Below are 16,876 nucleotides of genomic sequence, written 5' to 3' on the forward strand. Positions count from 1 at the left end.
AATTAGAAATTAATCAATTCAAAATTAAAGACTAGGTGGCTATATTGTAGGGGTTCCACCTCTTCCCATTCCGAACAGAGAAGTTAAGCCCTATAAAGCTGATGGTACTGCCGTAAAAGGTGGGAGAGTAAGTCGCCGCCATTTTATATTTATCATATAAGTATGGTAATTGCAAAGCCTCGAAGAAATTCGGGGCTTTTTTTGTGCTATAAAGCTGAAGGCTGATGGTACTGTCCCTACACAGTGTAGGGATGGGAGAGTAAGTCGCCTGCTGACGAAGCGAAGCATGTCAGCATACTGACCGCAAGCGTCAGTAGCCATTTTATATTTATCATATAAGTATGGTAATTGCAAAGCCTCGAAGAAATTCGGGGCTTTTTTTGTGCTATAAAGCTGAAGGCTGATGGTACTGTCCCTACACAGTGTAGGGATGGGAGAGTAAGTCGTCTGCTGACGAAGCGAAGCATGCCAGCATACTGACCGCAAGCGTCAGTAGCCATTTTATATTTATCATATAAGTATGGTAATTGCAAAGCCTCGAAGAAATTCGAGGCTTTTTTTGTGCTATAAAGTTGAAGGCTGATGGTACTGTCCCTACACAGTGTAGGGATGGGAGAGTAAGTCGTCTGCTGACGAAGCGAAGCATGTCAGCATACTAACTCCCGATAGTTATCGGGACGTCAGTAGCCATTTTATATTAATCCTGACAGTTAGTGACTCGTCGGGATTTTTAATGTCTAATAGGACAGAAATTCTATGAGTCTAATCTATTCGAATGATCAGTATTAAACTCCTTCAAGATATCAAACCAATCTTTTATTTGCTTTGAGCGCTCTAGATTTACCCTTTTAACCGTTTCATTGTACTTGATGATACCCAAACTGAATTCTTGATTGAGTTTTTCAAAATCTCTGTTAGAAGCTTTCTCCGTTTCTTTTAGAGATTCATGATTTTTCTTAGCCGTATTGTATTTCGATTTTAAAATAAAAAAGTCTTGTATGGCTACGAAATCCTTTTCTACCTCCTCTTTATAAAATTTGAACAAGTATTTCGTAGCATGTATCATTCTAGAATCATGATCATAGGGTTTGAGAGCCAGAACTTTTTCAATACTACTCTTCAAAAGGGTCTTCTGTGCATCCATATTTTGAGTCATCGCATTGATGTCTTCTTTTTCTATAGACTCTAGTAATTTCTTCTCTTGATAATGACACTTGAGGTAGATCAAATAGATTTGATTGGAATATTTTAAAGTTTCAGACATCTTGCGGATTTTCTGACTTTTCTTATCCAATTCTCCCTCAACTATTTTAATATCATTAGCACGGGCATATCTATGAAATGCAGTATCAAAATTATCCCATGCTTCATGAAGCTTTTCATTAGCTTTTTCCTGCATAGTGAAATAGGCTTCCATATTGTCATAAGATTTTTCTGCTATCTCTTCGATATCCATTATTTTCTCATAATCGTCAGTCAGCACGATTTTCAAAGTAGATAGATACTTTAGCCCTTCTTGTTTAAGTTTGGAGTCTTCTATTTTTTGAAATTTTTCATGTTCAGAGTCTATCTTGTCAATGAGTTTTTCGCGTTTTGATTCTACCTTTTTTATGTTTCGTCCTTTTACAATGACTTTCAAATACTGGAATACTTCCTTTTTAGAGTCATTTAGTATAGATTGAATTTCCTTCATATACTTTAAAGATTTACTTTGAGAGTAAGAGAACTGTGGACTTAGAAAAATGGAGCAAAGTATAAAATATGTATAGAATCTCATTGTTATCTATTTTTAGTAATCAAAATTAGAATAAATTATAAAACCAATCATGTAATTTCAGTTTCCTATAACCTTGATTATATTGATAGTGCCTTATTTTTTAGTGCTTCTTTGTTAAATTAGTTTATGATTTTTTCTTGCTGTTTATGCAATTATAATATTACAGAGTTATTAATACATCAACATTTAATTTATGTATATCGCTGTAATACAGCTGTTTATTGCCTATAAATTAAAAAAATAAATTTTTTTAATTAAAAATGGAAAATATTCACATTTTCTATCTACCTTTGCCTAAACTTAAATTCATTAGTTATGAGAAAGATTAATACACAAAAATTTTTAATAACCCTTTGGGTAATTATTCAATCAATGGTAACACTCTATGGTCAAGTTCCACAGAAATTTAGTTATCAAGCAATAATTAGAAATTCATCGAATGCTTTAGTAGCAAATCAAACGATTGGCATGAAGATATATATTCTTCAGGGTTCTGCTGTAGGTTCAGCAGTGTATTCTGAGACACATACTCCCATGACTAATGCAAATGGATTGGTTAGTATTGAGGTAGGCAGTGGGACAGTTGTCTCTGGATCATTTAGTGGTATTGATTGGTCCTTAACTTCGTATTTCATCCACACCGAGATCGACCCAACTGGAGGAACAAATTATTCAATTACAGCAACAAGTCAATTATTAAGTGTACCATATGCTTTATATGCTCTTAATAGTCCTTCGTGGGGATTGAATGGTAATGGAGGGACTAGTGACGCTAATTTTATTGGAACTACTGACAATAAAACTTTTTCGATAAGAACGAATAATACATTAAGAATGGCATTTTCAGACGCTGGACATGTGTTAATACCATCAACAGGAAGTCTTGGTCTGGGTACTCTTTTACCAAATCCTAATTTTAAATTAGATTTAGTTCATGCAGGATCATCCGGTATGAGAATCGGTTCTACCGCAGGCAATTCAATTCTTAACGTAGATGCATTTGATGGGGATGCTCAGCTGCGATTAGCTAGAGCTGGTACAAACCAATGGACACTTCGCAATGTTCCAGCAAATGATAACTTTGAGATATTTGAGACTGGTGCTGGTTCTCGTCTATCTATTGAAAATGCGACAGGTAATGTGGGGATTGGCGAAGTAATTCCAATTTATAAACTTCATGTGACACATGGAGGCAGTACAGGAATTATTGTCAAATCTACTAGCTCTTATTCAGTGCTAGATATTGATGCTAAATCAGGCGATGCTGCATTGCGTTTTATAAAAGATGGATCTAATCAATGGAATACACGAAACAATCCTGGCACTGATGATTATCAAATTTTCGAATTAGGAGGCGGTGGAGAAAGACTTAGAATAGAAAACACTACTGGTAGAGTAGTAGTTAATGGAAATTTACACGTAGGAGGAACTCTATCAAAAGCCGCAGGATCATTTAGAATAGACCACCCTATGGATCCTGAAAATAAATATTTAGTACATAGCTTTGTAGAGAGTCCTGATATGATGAATATTTATAATGGTAATATTACTACAGATGCTGCAGGAAAAGCGATAGTGACTTTGCCTGATTATTGTAGTGTAGTGAATAGAGATTTTCGATATCAGTTAACAGTAATCGGTTCGTTCGCTCAAGCTATAATAAGTAGAGAAGTAAGCAATAATAGCTTTGAGATATCTACCAATACACCTAATGTGAAAGTAAGTTGGCAATTAACTGGTATCAGACAAGATCCATACGCGAATAAGTATCGCATTCCTACTGTAGAAGAGAAGGCGGAAAAAGACAAAGGGAAATATCTGAATCCAGATTTATATAATATGCCTGTTACAAAAATGATAGGCTATACACCAGAACCTGTTGAAGAGGGCAAAGTAACTTCTTCTATAATAGAAGATGAAGGAAAGAAGGTGGTGAAATCAGATGACAAATCCCCAGTGCAGGTAAATGAGAAGGATGAAAAGAAGCAGGTAGGTGAGAAAAATTCTCCTTTAAAGTAAAGCATTTTAGGAGAAAATAAAAAGGAATGAATTGAAATTTATAGGAATATAGATTTCAGAATTAAAATTCTAAATTATAATATCATGGTGAAAAATAAATTCAATTTAAATTTAATTTTATTGTGGCTGTTGGTCTTCTCATTTACTATTAGCAATGCACAGCATTCTGTGAATACCGCAGGAGGAAATGGAACTGGCAGTGGTGGAAGTATAGTATATAGTTCTGGTCAGTTGGTTTATACTTCTCATAAAAGTTCTTCTGGTCGAATAGATCAAGGAGTTCAGCATGCTTTTGTAGTAATAAATTTAGGTATAAGCGGTACTAGTTTCGACCAGCAATTGACGGTATATCCGAATCCGACGGATGGCGATTTGACATTATCAATGAAGAGTTATCGAAATGAAAAACTTTCTTATCAAATTTGCGATATTCAAGGTAAGATATTGACTACACAGTCTATAAAGTCGCCTCAATCAAAGGTGACAATGGGTAGTTATAGCCCAGCCAATTATTTTTTATACATTTTAGACAAGGATGGTCATCGAGTTCAATCCTTTAAAATTATTAAGGAATAATTCTATCCACCAGGCTGAAGCATATAAAAAAGATGAACGCAGACCTTATTATTGGTCTGCGTTCATCTTTTGCAACTTATATTGTAAAATGTCTCTCTGCACTATGTTTAGCAAAACTAAAAATACCAGATGGTATACTTGCAGTAAGAAGTCGTGCTTACATAAAAGTAATAATCAAACTATGCAGAATTTTAGTTTAGACTAGGGTACAAATTGACGACAATTTTTGTTGTTTTATCTAAGATTTAGCTTTTATACCGATTGGAATTCTGTAATAGTCATCCCGATAGCTATCGGGAAACTTCGTTCAATTGGACTAAACACAATTCACATCGGCATTTACTTCCGCACGTGCGGAATATGATTTATTCTGTATTGGCATAAAGAATAAATCACATTGGTATTAACTTAGGTTGAACCATCACAATATTTCACCGCCATCTTCGACTTTCCATTAATTTTGAAGTATGATAAATGGATTATCTAAAGTTGACTGGAAAAAAGACTTGCATGTACTGCTTGTATTGACATCATTGGTAGTTTTGTTTTTTCCATCACATATACTATGGAGTCAGAGCTTGATAGCTTGTGTATTATGGGCTGTGATATTGTTTCTTAAATCCAGAAAGTTTGAGACTAAAAGTTTTTTAGCCTACCTATTAATTACATTTTATTTTATAATAGTTTTATCAGGCATTTGGGCAGAGAATAATGCCCTTTATCTGGGTGCCATACGTATGAAAATTATGTTACTAGGAATTCCATTTTGCTTTCTAATATGGAGCCATTGGTCTTCAAATCAGATTAAATTATTCACTAAGGGACTTTTATTGGCGATATTCTTATCTGCTTGCTTTGTTGTAGTAAATTATCTCATACATAGAACAGAGATTCTGGAAGGACTACTCAGAGGACATCCCATTCCTGTTCCTTTCAAAGATCATATTCGCTATTCTATTTTACTTTGTTTTTCTTTAATACTGAGCTTGTATCACGCGGATAAGTGCAGAAAAAACCATATTAAGCGTAGTTTTTATTATTGGTTTGCAGGTAGTATCTTGTTATTTTTTTATATACAATTTCTAGCAGTAAAGACAGGAATATTGCTTTCTATTGTTGTGGTATTTTCTTTTATCAGTTTTAAAATTTGGGAAAAGAAAGTTTATGTGAAAGGCCTAGTAGCTTTCTTATTCATTTTTATAAGTCTTTTTTTAGTAGTTCAATATGTCCCAACAGTTAAAAATAAGTTATCCTATTTTTCATGGGATATAGGAAAATACAAGGAGAAGAATTACAAATCATATTCTGATGGAGAACGCATTGTTTCTATCATGAAAGGTTACGAGATCGCTTATCAAAACCCTATACTTGGAGTGGGTGAAGGCAATTTGGTAAGATATATGGATTCTGATTCGAACAAGCTACCACACAACCAATTCATTGTTGTATGGGCGCAAAATGGGATATTCGGTTTGATTGGTTTTATAGCTATTTTTGTAGTCTCTTTTTGGGTTTCTATAAAGAAACACAACTGGCTAGCATTTGCCTATACTTTAGCTATGTTCATAGCCAACATGCTGGAACCCATGTTCGAAACTCAAGTAGGTTTGACGATTTTTATACTACCTTTGCTCATAGTACATTCCATAGAAAGATTGGATACGAATTGAGTTTAGCAGTTGTTATTATTACAAAAAATGAGGAAAAGAATATTCTACGCTGCCTAGAATCAGTGGAAGCGTTTTGTGATGAAATTATAGTTCTGGATAGTTTTTCCACAGATAGAACAAAGGATGTATGTTCTGGATATTCTAAGGTGAAATTTTTTGAGCGTGCGTTTGATGATTATATTCAGCAAAAGAATTTCGCCAATTCCTTGGTCGAATCAAATTATATTTTGAGCTTAGATGCCGATGAATATGCAGATAGTTCTTTGCAGAAGCTTATTGAGTCTAGAGAATATGAAACCTATGGTGCCGTTCAATTTTTACGAATAAATTTTATTGAAAATTTTTCTGTTAGATATGGACTTTGGAGCAGAGATGTTAAGATTCGATTATGGAAGAAAGAACTAGCCAAGTGGTCAGGCTCTATTCCTCATGAACATATAGATTTATTGCCGAATACCAAGATATTAAATTCTTCAGCTGTAATAAATCATAATGCTTATGAAAATTCCCAAGATTTAGTTTTGAAGGCAGAAAAATATGCCTTACTTGCAGCTAAAAATTATTCATCTAAATCGTTGGCTTTGCTTACTTGGTCTCTGCTCGTGAATCCTATTTTTAAATTTTTCAAAGGTTATATTCTTCTTCAAGGTTATAAGGATGGAAAATTCGGTTGGGAAATTGCAAAAGTTTCCTTCATTGAAACATTTAAAAAGTATTTTTATGCCTTGAAATTAAAATTTCAAAACAATTAGTCATGGCAGTCATAGCAACGGTGTTTAAAAAGCTACTGAAGTTTATGAAATGGTTTTTTATCATTTCAATAATTTCAGTGATTATATTTCGATTTATTCCTATTCCTATTACGCCTACTATGATCTATCTTTTGGGCGAACAAGCTTTCGATTCAGAGCGCAAATTGGTTTTAAAAAAAGATTGGGAGTCTCTTTCGAATATTTCACCTAATATGAAATTGGCGGTCATTGCATCGGAAGATCAGTTGTTTTATGAGCATTATGGCTTCGACTTCGCAGCTATAAAAAAGGCTATTCGCAATAACGAAAAGGGAAGAAGGCTCAAAGGTGGAAGCACCATATCCCAACAAACCGCAAAAAATGCTTTTTTATTACCTCATAGAAATTATCTAAGAAAGGGATTAGAGGCCTATTTCACTATGCTTATCGAACTCTTATGGTCTAAGGACCGTATTATTGAAGTGTATCTCAATGTTATCGAATTTGGCAATGGTATCTATGGTGTAGAAGCCGCATCGCAATATTATTTTAAAAAGTCAGCAAGCAAACTGACCAAGGATGAAGCCTCGTTATTGGCAGCCGTTTTACCGAATCCTATTCGATACAAAGTGGATAATCCCTCAAGCTATATACTGAGAAGAAAAAACTGGATCAAGCGGCAAATAAGTAAATTAGGTATACCTACAGAAATTAAAAATTAAAAACATTTAGTTAACCATATCTACATTTGCAGCATGAAATAATGAATGGGAATTTCTATTACGAGGTGCATTTAATCTTTTATATTGTTATCTTAATGTTAGAAACAATTTCTAAAATTCTGCATTTGCGGCTATTTTGGTAGCGTTAAGTTTGATTGGATTAACAAATTGAAAATATTCTTTTAACAAGTGAATAAAGAAATAAAAGGACAAATACGCATAGCGAATAAAAAAGCTGGATTTCTGTATAATTTAGTAAAAAAATATTCTGCGGGAATAATTTTAAGAGGTACTGAAGTCAAAGCTATCAGAATGGGGCGTGTAAGTATCAATGAAGCTTTTTGTTATTTTCGAAAGGAGGAATTATTCATTAAAAATATGAATGTGGGAGAGTATGATTTCGGGACCTATCTAAATCATGTGCCGAATCGCGAGCGTAAGCTACTGCTTAAAAAGTCAGAAATTAATCAGTTGCTCGCAAAGGTCAAAGAAAGAGGGCTCACAATAGTGCCCGTAGAGCTTTCTATTAATGATCGAGGGTTTATTAAAATAGAAATTTCTTTAGCTCAGGGAAAAAAAGTCTTTGATAAACGAGATGCGATTAAAAATAAGGACAATAAGCGTGAAATGGATCGTATGAAAAAAAAGTTGAATATTCGATAATTTGTACAAAACTTTGGTATTCAATATGGCTTATTTAAAGTGATTCTAAATAACATTAATGTGGATAAATTATTTTACAACCACTATAATATTAAGGACAAATACCTATATTTGCAACGCTTAAAATTCAAATTCAATATTATTTTATATAATGATGCGCAATATTAAAAAGCTAGGTTTATTCCTGATTTTCACCGTTTTGTCTTTGAGTATGTTGCAGGCTCAGGACGCGAAAGCAGGTAAGGCAACATTTAGAAGTAAGTGCGGTAGCTGCCACGATGTATCTCTTCAACAGAAAATGACTGGTCCTGCACTAGCAGGTGTTGTTGATCGATGGAATGCTGCAGGTGCTTTTAAAGGGAAGTCTGGAGAAGAGTGGTTAAAGACTTGGATATACAACTGGAACGATGCAGTATCTTCTGGTTATCCTTATGCAGTGAAAATGAAAGATTATGACGCCAGTGCGATGAGTGTTTTTGCGGGTCAAATTTCTGAAGAGGAATATGCTAACATGTTGGCTTACATAAAGAATCCAGCTGCGGCAGCGCCCGCTGGAGGTGACAAAACTGCAGGAACTAAAGTTTCAGCAGGGGGAGATGATAGTAAAACATCTTATACATTAGCAGTACTTGGTGCTTTGGTATTACTATTGCTTTTAGCTTATTTTCTAGGTAGAACTTCTAAGAATCTTGATTTAGTTTCTGTAGTGAAAAAAAGTGATGGTCAATACGATGTTAAGGTAGGTTCAGAAGATAAAACACCTTTTTACTTAAAGAGCTCTTTTAAATCGTTTTTATTACTTGCTACCGTCTTGTTATTTGTATTTGCTCTAGGTAAAAGTGCTATAGGACTGGGAAGACAGCAAGGCTATCAGCCTACACAGCCTATCAAGTTTTCACATGCACTGCACGCAGGTCAAAATAAAATTGAGTGTCAATATTGTCACTTCACGGCTGCTGAGAGTAAGCATGCTAATATACCTTCAGTGAGTACTTGTATGAATTGCCATGTTGCAATCCAAAGTGGACCAAAGTATGGTAAAGCTGAAATAAGTAAAATTTATGAAGCTGTGGGTTGGGATCCTTCTACGAATACCTACTCCAAAGAACCTAAAAAAGTAGAATGGGTTAGAATTCATAACCTCCCTGATCATGTTTATTTCAATCACGCTCAGCACGTCACAGCTGGTAAAGTAGAGTGTCAGACCTGTCATGGTCCAATAGAGACTATGGAAGAAGTATATCAGTATTCTCCATTATCTATGGGATGGTGTATTAATTGTCATAGAAATCATGATGTTCAGTTTGTAGATAATGCTTATTACAATACATTCAAGAGTTTTCATGATGGTATGAAAGCAGGAGATAGAAAGCGTGTTACTGTAGAGGATATAGGCGGTACAGAGTGTCAAAAATGTCACTATTAATTTCCAACTAATCAAGAATAAAAAAATAATTGATAAATTCTAAATTCAAACTAAAGTAGAAATGAATTCGAATATAAATAATGAATTTGGCGAAGAATTACCAGTATTACAGGGAATTTTAGAGCCTATCACGGATAAGGAAACGAATAGAAGAGACTTCTTAAAAACTTTGGGTTTTACAGTAAGCGCGGCTAGTATAGCAGCTTCATGTTCTATCCCTGAGAAAAGATCTATTCCTTATGTCAAAAGACCAGAGGAAATAGTACCAGGAATGGCTACTTATTATGCTTCAGTTTTTGCACAGGGAGGTCACTACAATAGTATATTGGTAAAAAATAGAGATGGAAGACCTATCAAGATAGAAGGTAATCCTGATTCGGTATTGTCAGGTGGAGGCACTACAGCCTTAGCGCAGGCTTCTGTCATTTCATTATATGATTCAAATAGACACCAAAATCCAAAAAAAGGTGGTAAAGATTCTGACTGGAAAACTGTTGATTCAGAAATTGTTACTAAGTTAAATGAATTGAAAGCCTCTAATAGTAAAGTAGCTTTGGTTACTTCTTCTATCATGAGTCCTTCTACCAATGCTTTGATATTTGAATTTATATCTAAATATCCAAATATTGTTCATGTAACGCACGATGCGGTATCTATGTCAGGATTATTGACAGCAACTGAACAGTCTTTTGGGGTGAGAACATTGCCTCAGTATCGCTTCGATAATGCAGATGTCATCTTATCTATAGGTGCGGATTTTGCTGCTACATGGTTAAATCCAGTTGGGTTTTCAAAGCAATATATTAAGCGTAGAAAGGTATCGAAAGAAAATACGAATATGAGTACTCATATTCAGGTAGAATCAGTACCTTGTCCTACAAGTGCTACAGCAGATCATAAATTTTTAGTATCTGCATCTGATGAGGCTAGATTTGCTGCAGAATTATATAATACTTTGACAACAGGAGCTGCTTCAAAAGTAGAAGGTGTAGCGAAAGTAGCTGAAGCCTTGACCAAGGCTAAGAATGAGGGCAAATCAATTTTAGTAGTCAATGGTATCAATGATACGAATGTTCAAAAATTGACCTTTGCCTTAAATAGTTTCTTAGGAGGAATAGGTAAAACAGTATTTGTAGGACCTAAGGTAAATTATAAAAAAGGTGTTCAGGCAGATACAGATGCTTTTGTAGCTGAATTAAAAAGTGGCGTTATCAAAGGAGCATTATTCTTAGATTCTAATCCAGTTTATTCAATGGCTGGAGGAAGCGATTTAGCAAAGAAAATTGAAGGACTTGCTTTAAGTGTATCTTTCTCAGATAAAATAGATGAGACCTCTTCAGTTTGTCAATATATCTGTCCTAATAATCATTATCTTGAAAGTTGGAATGATTACGAACCTGAACAAGGAGTTTATGCTATAGCACAGCCAGTTATTTCTCCATTATTTAATACTCGCCAGTTTCAGCAGACCTTGATGAATTGGCTAGGCAATACTGGAAGCTATTATGATTTTATTCGAAACACGGCTTCGACATATAATTCAGGATCTGGCTATCATAATTTTGATGCATTTTGGTCTTATACCCTTCAAAAAGGTGAGTTTGCAAGCTCAAGTTTTGGTTCTGCTTCGTCTTCTTCTTTTAACGGTGGCGATTTAAGTGGAGCAATTGCACAAATCAATGCGAATTATGCCAAGAGTGATAAATTTGAAGTAAGATTTTATGAAACGGTGCACGGAGACGGCTCTGCTGCAGACAATCCTTTCATTCAAGAACTACCTGATCCAGTTTCTCGTATGACTTGGAGCAATTATTTCTTAGGCAATCCAGATGATGTAAAAGCCTTAGGGGCTGATGCTATTTTGAATGAGAAAAAATATACGATTCTCAAAGCAAATATCAATGGCAAAGAGGTTTCTCTTCCTGTAGTACCTATGGCTGGTGTAGCTAAAGGTACATTAGGTATGAAATATGGTTGGGGAAGAACGAGCACTTCTAGTGCAGAATATCAATATGGATATAATGCATTCAACGCACTTCCAAATTCAGGAAGCAATGTTGTAGCAAAAGTTGATGTTTCTAGCACTGGCAATAGTGAAGAAATGGCTTCCGTTCAGTCTTATTTTACTCTAAACCATATGGGATTGGGTGGAGAGAAGACACGAGATCTAATAAAAGAAACGACTCTTGCTGAATATAAGTCAAATCCTGAAGCAGGCAACTTGATAGGAGGTCAGAGTAGAAAAGAATGGATTGAGCATCATTTGGTGACCTTATATCCAAAACATGAATATCCAGGACATCAGTGGGGTATGGCTATTGACCTTAACTCTTGTGTGGGTTGTGGTGCATGTGTCATAGCTTGTAATGTAGAGAATAATGTGCCTGTTGTGGGTAGAAAAGAGGTTTTCCGTTCTCATGACATGCATTGGATGAGAATTGATAAATATCATACGGGCGATGTTAATAATCCAGATGTAACCTTCCAGCCTATGCTTTGCCAGCATTGTGACAATGCTCCATGTGAGAATGTTTGTCCTGTAAGTGCTACCAATCATAGTACAGATGGCATCAACCAAATGGCTTACAACAGATGTATTGGTACGAGATATTGCGCCAACAACTGTCCATATAAAGTGAGAAGATTTAATTGGTTTGACTATACTGGTTCTGATTCATTTGGTGCTATCAACGATAATGATCCTTTGAATAGAACCGATGCGATAGCTCGTATGGTGCTGAATCCTGACGTTACTACTCGCTCTAGAGGGGTAATTGAAAAATGTAGCTTCTGTATTCAAAGAATACAAGTAAGCAAATTAGACGCTAAGAAGGAGAATAGAGAAGTAAGAGATGGCGAGATAGTGACCGCATGTCAGTCAGCTTGTTCTACAGGTGCGATTGTGTTTGGAGATGTTAATAATCCTGAGTCATTGGTTTCTAAATTGACGAATGATGAAAGAACCTTCGGTGTCGTAGAGGAGATATATACTAAACCTTCCGTCAACTATATGACTAAGGTTAGAAATAGAGATAAATCGAATAAAGCATAATTAAATCACAATTAAAATTTAAAAGGTATTTGGTGCCATTATCGCTAACTGCTGAATAAACTAAAATATATGTCACAAGTAGATTCATTATTGAGAGAACCATTGATAAATGGTGTAGACAAGACCTACGGAAAAATTACAGAAGACATCGTGCGCAATACAGAAGGAAATCCTCCAAAAGATTGGTGGATAGCCTTTGGCTTTGCCGTTGCTGGCTTATTGCTTTATGTTACAGCAGTGAGTTGGACTATATTCAAAGGTATAGGTGTATGGGGTCTTCAAAAAACTGTAAACTGGGCTTGGGATATCACCAACTTCGTATGGTGGGTCGGTATCGGTCACGCAGGGACCTTGATTTCGGCGGTACTTCTTCTATTCAAACAAAAATGGAGAACAGGTATTAACCGCGCGGCTGAGGCTATGACCATCTTTGCGGTTATTTGTGCAGGTCAGTTTCCATTAATTCACATGGGTCGTATTTGGCAAGGATTTTTCATATTCCCTTATGCAAACACCAGAGGTCCACTTTGGGTAAATTTTAATTCTCCACTTCTTTGGGACGTATTTGCGATATCTACTTATTTCACGGTTTCTTGTCTTTTCTGGTATTCTGGGCTAATGCCAGATTTTGCTACTATTCGTGATAAGGCTAAGAGTGAGAAAAGAAAGAAAATATACAATATCTTGAGTTTTGGTTGGAGAGGTACTGCTATACAATGGTCACGCTTTGAGAGTCTTTCTCTTGTGTTGGCAGGACTTTCGACACCGCTTGTACTTTCAGTGCACTCTGTAGTATCCTTTGACTTCGCTACATCTGTTATTCCAGGGTGGCATACTACCATTTTCCCTCCTTACTTCGTTGCAGGGGCTATCTTCTCTGGATTTGCTATGGTACAGACTTTGATGTTGATTACCAGAAAAGTACAAAAATTGGAAGATTACATTACGATAGCTCATATTGAATCTATGAATAAAGTAATCGTTCTTACGGGTTCTATTGTTGGTATAGCCTATATCACAGAGCTTTTCATAGCATGGTATTCAGGTTATTTGTATGAGCAATATGCTTTCTATAACAGAGCATTTGGAGATTATTGGTGGGCTTATTGGTCTATGATGACTTGCAACGTATTATCACCACAGTTATTCTGGTTTAAGAAGTTTCGTCGAAGCATTTTTGTAAGTTTTATCATGTCTATCTTTGTGAATGTAGGTATGTGGTTTGAGCGCTTCGTGATTATCGTAACTTCTTTGCATAAAGATTTCTTAGTGTCAAGCTGGAATTATTTCACTCCTACATGGGTAGATATTTCAATTTTTATCGGTAGCTTGGGATTATTCTTCACTTGCTTCCTGTTATTCTCACGTACGTTTCCTGTAATAGCTATAGCAGAGGTAAAAGCTATTTTCTCTTCGATATCTGAAGCAGCGCAGGCTAAGGCGAGAAAAGAAGGTTCACATTAATTTAGTATAAATACAAATAGAATAATAATATGGGTCACGGAAAAATAGAGCACAAAGAATATGTTTATGGAATTTATTCCCATGAAACAAATTTTTTAGATGCTATCAAGAGTGTTCAAGCGGATGGATTAACTGTAGATGATGCTTATTCTCCATTCCCTGTGCATGGTATCGATGATTTATTAGGTGTTAAAGAAACCAGTTTGCACAAAGCTGGCTTTACGCTAGGATTGACAGGAACGGTAACTGCCCTAAGTGTAATGACCTATGTCAACACAATGGGTTATCCTACTATTTTTGGAGGTAAGCCATTTTGGTCACTGCCAGCTTTTATTCCGGTTATATTTGAAACTACAGTCCTTATGGCCGCAGTAGGCATGTTTTTCGTATATATCAAACGTAATGAGCTTTTTCCAGGAAAAATTCCAATGATCATAGATGAAAGAACAACGGATGATAAATTTGCCTTAGCATTTGGAATAGATGGAAAGTCTGATAGTGAAATAGCAAACATAAAGTCTGCATTGCAGAAGAGTGGGGCGGAAGAGATTAACACAAAATCATTTGAATAATTAATAATACAAAGTAAAGATGGATAGCCAAACTAAAAAGTTTTATCTAAAAATAGGTGTTGCACTTCTTTTCGTAGCTTTTCTACTATATAAGAGTCCTAAATCACCAGGGAGTATTTATGCGCCTGATATGGCTTTCTCCAAAGCATATGAAACATATTCAGATGATAATCCTCGAGGTACAATGTTGCCAGTAGCGAATACTGTTTCAAGAAACGCACTTCCTAGTGATGAACTTTATCAAAAGGAGAAGTCGGTCATTTATTCTTACAACTATACACGTTTTTATCAGAATACAGATGCTGATAAAGCGAGAGCAGGTGCGGAATTGAATAATCCATACGAACCTACGGAAGCTGTTTTAGCTAGAGCAAAGGTTGTATATGATAAGCAATGTGCTATCTGTCATGGTGAAAAAGGTCTAGGTGATGGTAAGTTAATTGTAAGAGAAGATGGTAGCGACGGTGCATACAAATCAGTACCTCCTAAATATTCTGATAGACTAGTAGGTATGAAGGATGGCGAAATTTTTCATTCTATCACATATGGTAAGAATCTAATGGGTGCTCACGCTGCTCATGTAAAGGCTGATGATAGATGGAAGCTTGTATGTTATATAAAAGAATTAGGAGGGTTAAATAAAGCGTCTGATCCTGCGGCTGCAGCACCAGCTGATTCTACTAAAAAATAATTTGAGTAAAGATAAAAGATAAATAGAAAAAAAATGGGACACGAAAAAGTACATTTCGATTTGAATAAAGAACATTATAAGTTCGAAGGTAGCATTAAAACTATGACTATAGTCTTTATGGTTCTTGGTGTATTGGGTGCTATTTGGGCTTTTTTTGATAATGGTGGATGGAATCACCATGCTAGATTTTGGTCTAATTTTCTCTTGAATTCTTATTACTTTAACGCTATGGCCTTGACTGCAATTTTCTTTATAGCAGCTCATACCATTGGCTATGGTGGCTGGATTGCATCTGTTAAAAGAATATTTGAAAGTTTTAGTAGTTACATTTTGGTTGGGTTGATTTGTTTCCTTATCATTATAGCAGGAATTTGGCTTGACTGGCATAGTTTATACCACCATTGGACACACCCAGCTCCTGGTGATACTATTGTAGGTGATAAAATAGCTTTTCTAAATAAGGGAACGTTTACTGGACTTACCTTATTGTTTTTTGCAGGTTGGATTATCTTTTCTCAGTGGTTTAAGAAGCATTCCTTGGCTTCAGATCATTATACTGATGAGGTAGCTTACAATCAAAAGTCTAAGTATATAGCTGCTGGCTATATTGTTTTCTTTGGTGTAGGTACTTCTGTATTCAGCTGGTTAGCGGTGATGTCGCTAGATCCTCATTGGTATTCTACCTTATTTGGATGGTATAATTTTGCTAGTTATATGTGTGGGTTTCTATGCATGACTATCTTAATTATCTTAATACTAAAAGCTAAAGGTAATCTAGCTTTTGTTAATGAAAGCCATATGCACAATATTGTATTGTTCCTTTTCGGCTTTAGTGTATTTTGGACTTATCTATGGTTTTCACAGTTTATGCTTCAGTGGTATGGTAATATACCAGAGGATACCATGTGGTTTGTCAAGAGATTTGACGTTCCTATGTTCAAGGCATTTTTCTGGATTGCTTTTATAATAAACTTTATTTTCCCCTTCCTTTTCTTAATGAAAAGAAGAGCAAAAAGAAATCCATGGATTTATGGTATAGCTGCAGTTATATTGTTGTTTGGACATTATTTAGATTTCTATTCTATGGTTATGTTCGAACCAAATAGAGAATCAGAGCACCATGCTTCAGCTCCTGAAACTCATGCAGCAAAATTTGAAAATTCTGTAAAATTGTTGGCAGATAATCATACGAAGGATACAGCTCATGCCGCAGAGCATGCGGTTGTAGCTTCTAACGAAAATCATGCTACCAATACACATACTGATGTAGCTGCTAGCTCACATACTATGGATCAAGATCATTCACATGACGCACATGCTAAGCCTGCTCATCATGCAACTTTAGGTTTGATAGAAATAATGATGTTTCTAGGATTTATTGGTTTATTCTTATATGTTATTCTTTCTACATTGAGTAAGAATCGATTAGTGCCATTGAAATCCCCTTATTTAGAAGAGAGTTTAAACTACCATACTTAAGAAATTAATTTACTTTAAAGAAAAATTAAATAGA

13 protein-coding genes and 1 rRNA gene are annotated in these 16,876 nt (G+C 35.4%); 13 read left to right on the top strand and 1 reads right to left on the bottom strand.

The window, feature by feature from the left end; all coding sequences use genetic code 11:
• The first annotated feature begins 31 nt into the window (after nt 1-31).
• Nucleotides 32-144: ribosomal RNA gene (gene rrf, locus JNL75_05500) — 5S ribosomal RNA — on the top strand.
• A 610-nt stretch (nt 145-754) separates the two neighbouring features.
• On the opposite strand, the gene JNL75_05505 is transcribed toward rrf, so the two are convergent.
• Complete coding sequence (locus JNL75_05505) at nt 755-1,693, bottom strand: hypothetical protein (protein ID MBL7789273.1); 939 nt, start codon at nt 1,691-1,693, stop codon at nt 755-757.
• 399 nt (nt 1,694-2,092) lie between these two features.
• On the opposite strand from JNL75_05505, the gene JNL75_05510 reads away from it, so the two are divergent.
• The 12 genes from JNL75_05510 to JNL75_05565 all read left to right on the top strand — a co-directional run bounded on the left by JNL75_05510 (nt 2,093) and on the right by JNL75_05565 (nt 16,842).
• The gene (locus JNL75_05510; protein MBL7789274.1) at nt 2,093-3,796 is read left to right on the top strand and encodes a hypothetical protein; all 1,704 of its coding nucleotides are present in this window, start codon (nt 2,093-2,095) and stop codon (nt 3,794-3,796) included.
• 84 nt (nt 3,797-3,880) lie between these two features.
• Complete coding sequence (locus JNL75_05515) at nt 3,881-4,372, top strand: T9SS type A sorting domain-containing protein (GenBank protein MBL7789275.1); 492 nt, start codon at nt 3,881-3,883, stop codon at nt 4,370-4,372.
• A gap of 467 nt (nt 4,373-4,839) precedes the next feature.
• The gene (locus tag JNL75_05520) at nt 4,840-6,042 is read left to right on the top strand and encodes an O-antigen ligase family protein (GenBank protein ID MBL7789276.1); all 1,203 of its coding nucleotides are present in this window, start codon (nt 4,840-4,842) and stop codon (nt 6,040-6,042) included.
• Nucleotides 6,039-6,794 carry a glycosyltransferase family 2 protein gene (locus JNL75_05525; protein MBL7789277.1) on the top strand — a complete coding sequence of 252 codons (756 nt, stop codon included), beginning with the start codon at nt 6,039-6,041 and terminating at the stop codon, nt 6,792-6,794. Before JNL75_05520 ends, JNL75_05525 begins: the two co-directional genes overlap by 4 nt.
• Before the next feature lie 2 nt (nt 6,795-6,796).
• Complete coding sequence (gene mtgA, locus JNL75_05530) at nt 6,797-7,495, top strand: monofunctional biosynthetic peptidoglycan transglycosylase (GenBank protein MBL7789278.1); 699 nt, start codon at nt 6,797-6,799, stop codon at nt 7,493-7,495.
• Between the two features lie 213 nt (nt 7,496-7,708).
• Nucleotides 7,709-8,158: an SsrA-binding protein SmpB gene (smpB, locus tag JNL75_05535; GenBank protein MBL7789279.1), complete on the top strand. Its 450-nt coding sequence runs from the start codon at nt 7,709-7,711 to the stop codon at nt 8,156-8,158.
• Nucleotides 8,159-8,309: 151 nt separating this feature from the next.
• A complete protein-coding gene (locus JNL75_05540) occupies nt 8,310-9,584 on the top strand; it encodes a c-type cytochrome (protein MBL7789280.1) in 1,275 nt (424 codons plus the stop codon).
• 61 nt (nt 9,585-9,645) lie between these two features.
• Nucleotides 9,646-12,636, top strand: a complete 2,991-nt coding sequence (locus tag JNL75_05545) for a 4Fe-4S dicluster domain-containing protein (protein MBL7789281.1) — start codon at nt 9,646-9,648, stop codon at nt 12,634-12,636.
• Between the two features lie 69 nt (nt 12,637-12,705).
• A complete protein-coding gene (nrfD, locus tag JNL75_05550) occupies nt 12,706-14,100 on the top strand; it encodes a polysulfide reductase NrfD (protein MBL7789282.1) in 1,395 nt (464 codons plus the stop codon).
• A 29-nt stretch (nt 14,101-14,129) separates the two neighbouring features.
• Nucleotides 14,130-14,672 carry a DUF3341 domain-containing protein gene (locus JNL75_05555; protein ID MBL7789283.1) on the top strand — a complete coding sequence of 181 codons (543 nt, stop codon included), beginning with the start codon at nt 14,130-14,132 and terminating at the stop codon, nt 14,670-14,672.
• A gap of 19 nt (nt 14,673-14,691) precedes the next feature.
• Nucleotides 14,692-15,363, top strand: coding sequence for a cytochrome c (locus JNL75_05560; GenBank protein ID MBL7789284.1), 672 nt, complete (start codon nt 14,692-14,694; stop codon nt 15,361-15,363).
• A gap of 33 nt (nt 15,364-15,396) precedes the next feature.
• Nucleotides 15,397-16,842 (top strand): hypothetical protein, encoded by a 1,446-nt coding sequence (locus tag JNL75_05565; GenBank protein MBL7789285.1) that lies wholly within the window; start codon nt 15,397-15,399, stop codon nt 16,840-16,842.
• Nucleotides 16,843-16,876: the final 34 nt, after the last annotated feature.

The sequence above is a fragment of the Chitinophagales bacterium genome, from assembly GCA_016787225.1.
Lineage (GTDB): Bacteria > Bacteroidota > Bacteroidia > Chitinophagales > JADJOU01 > CHPMRC01.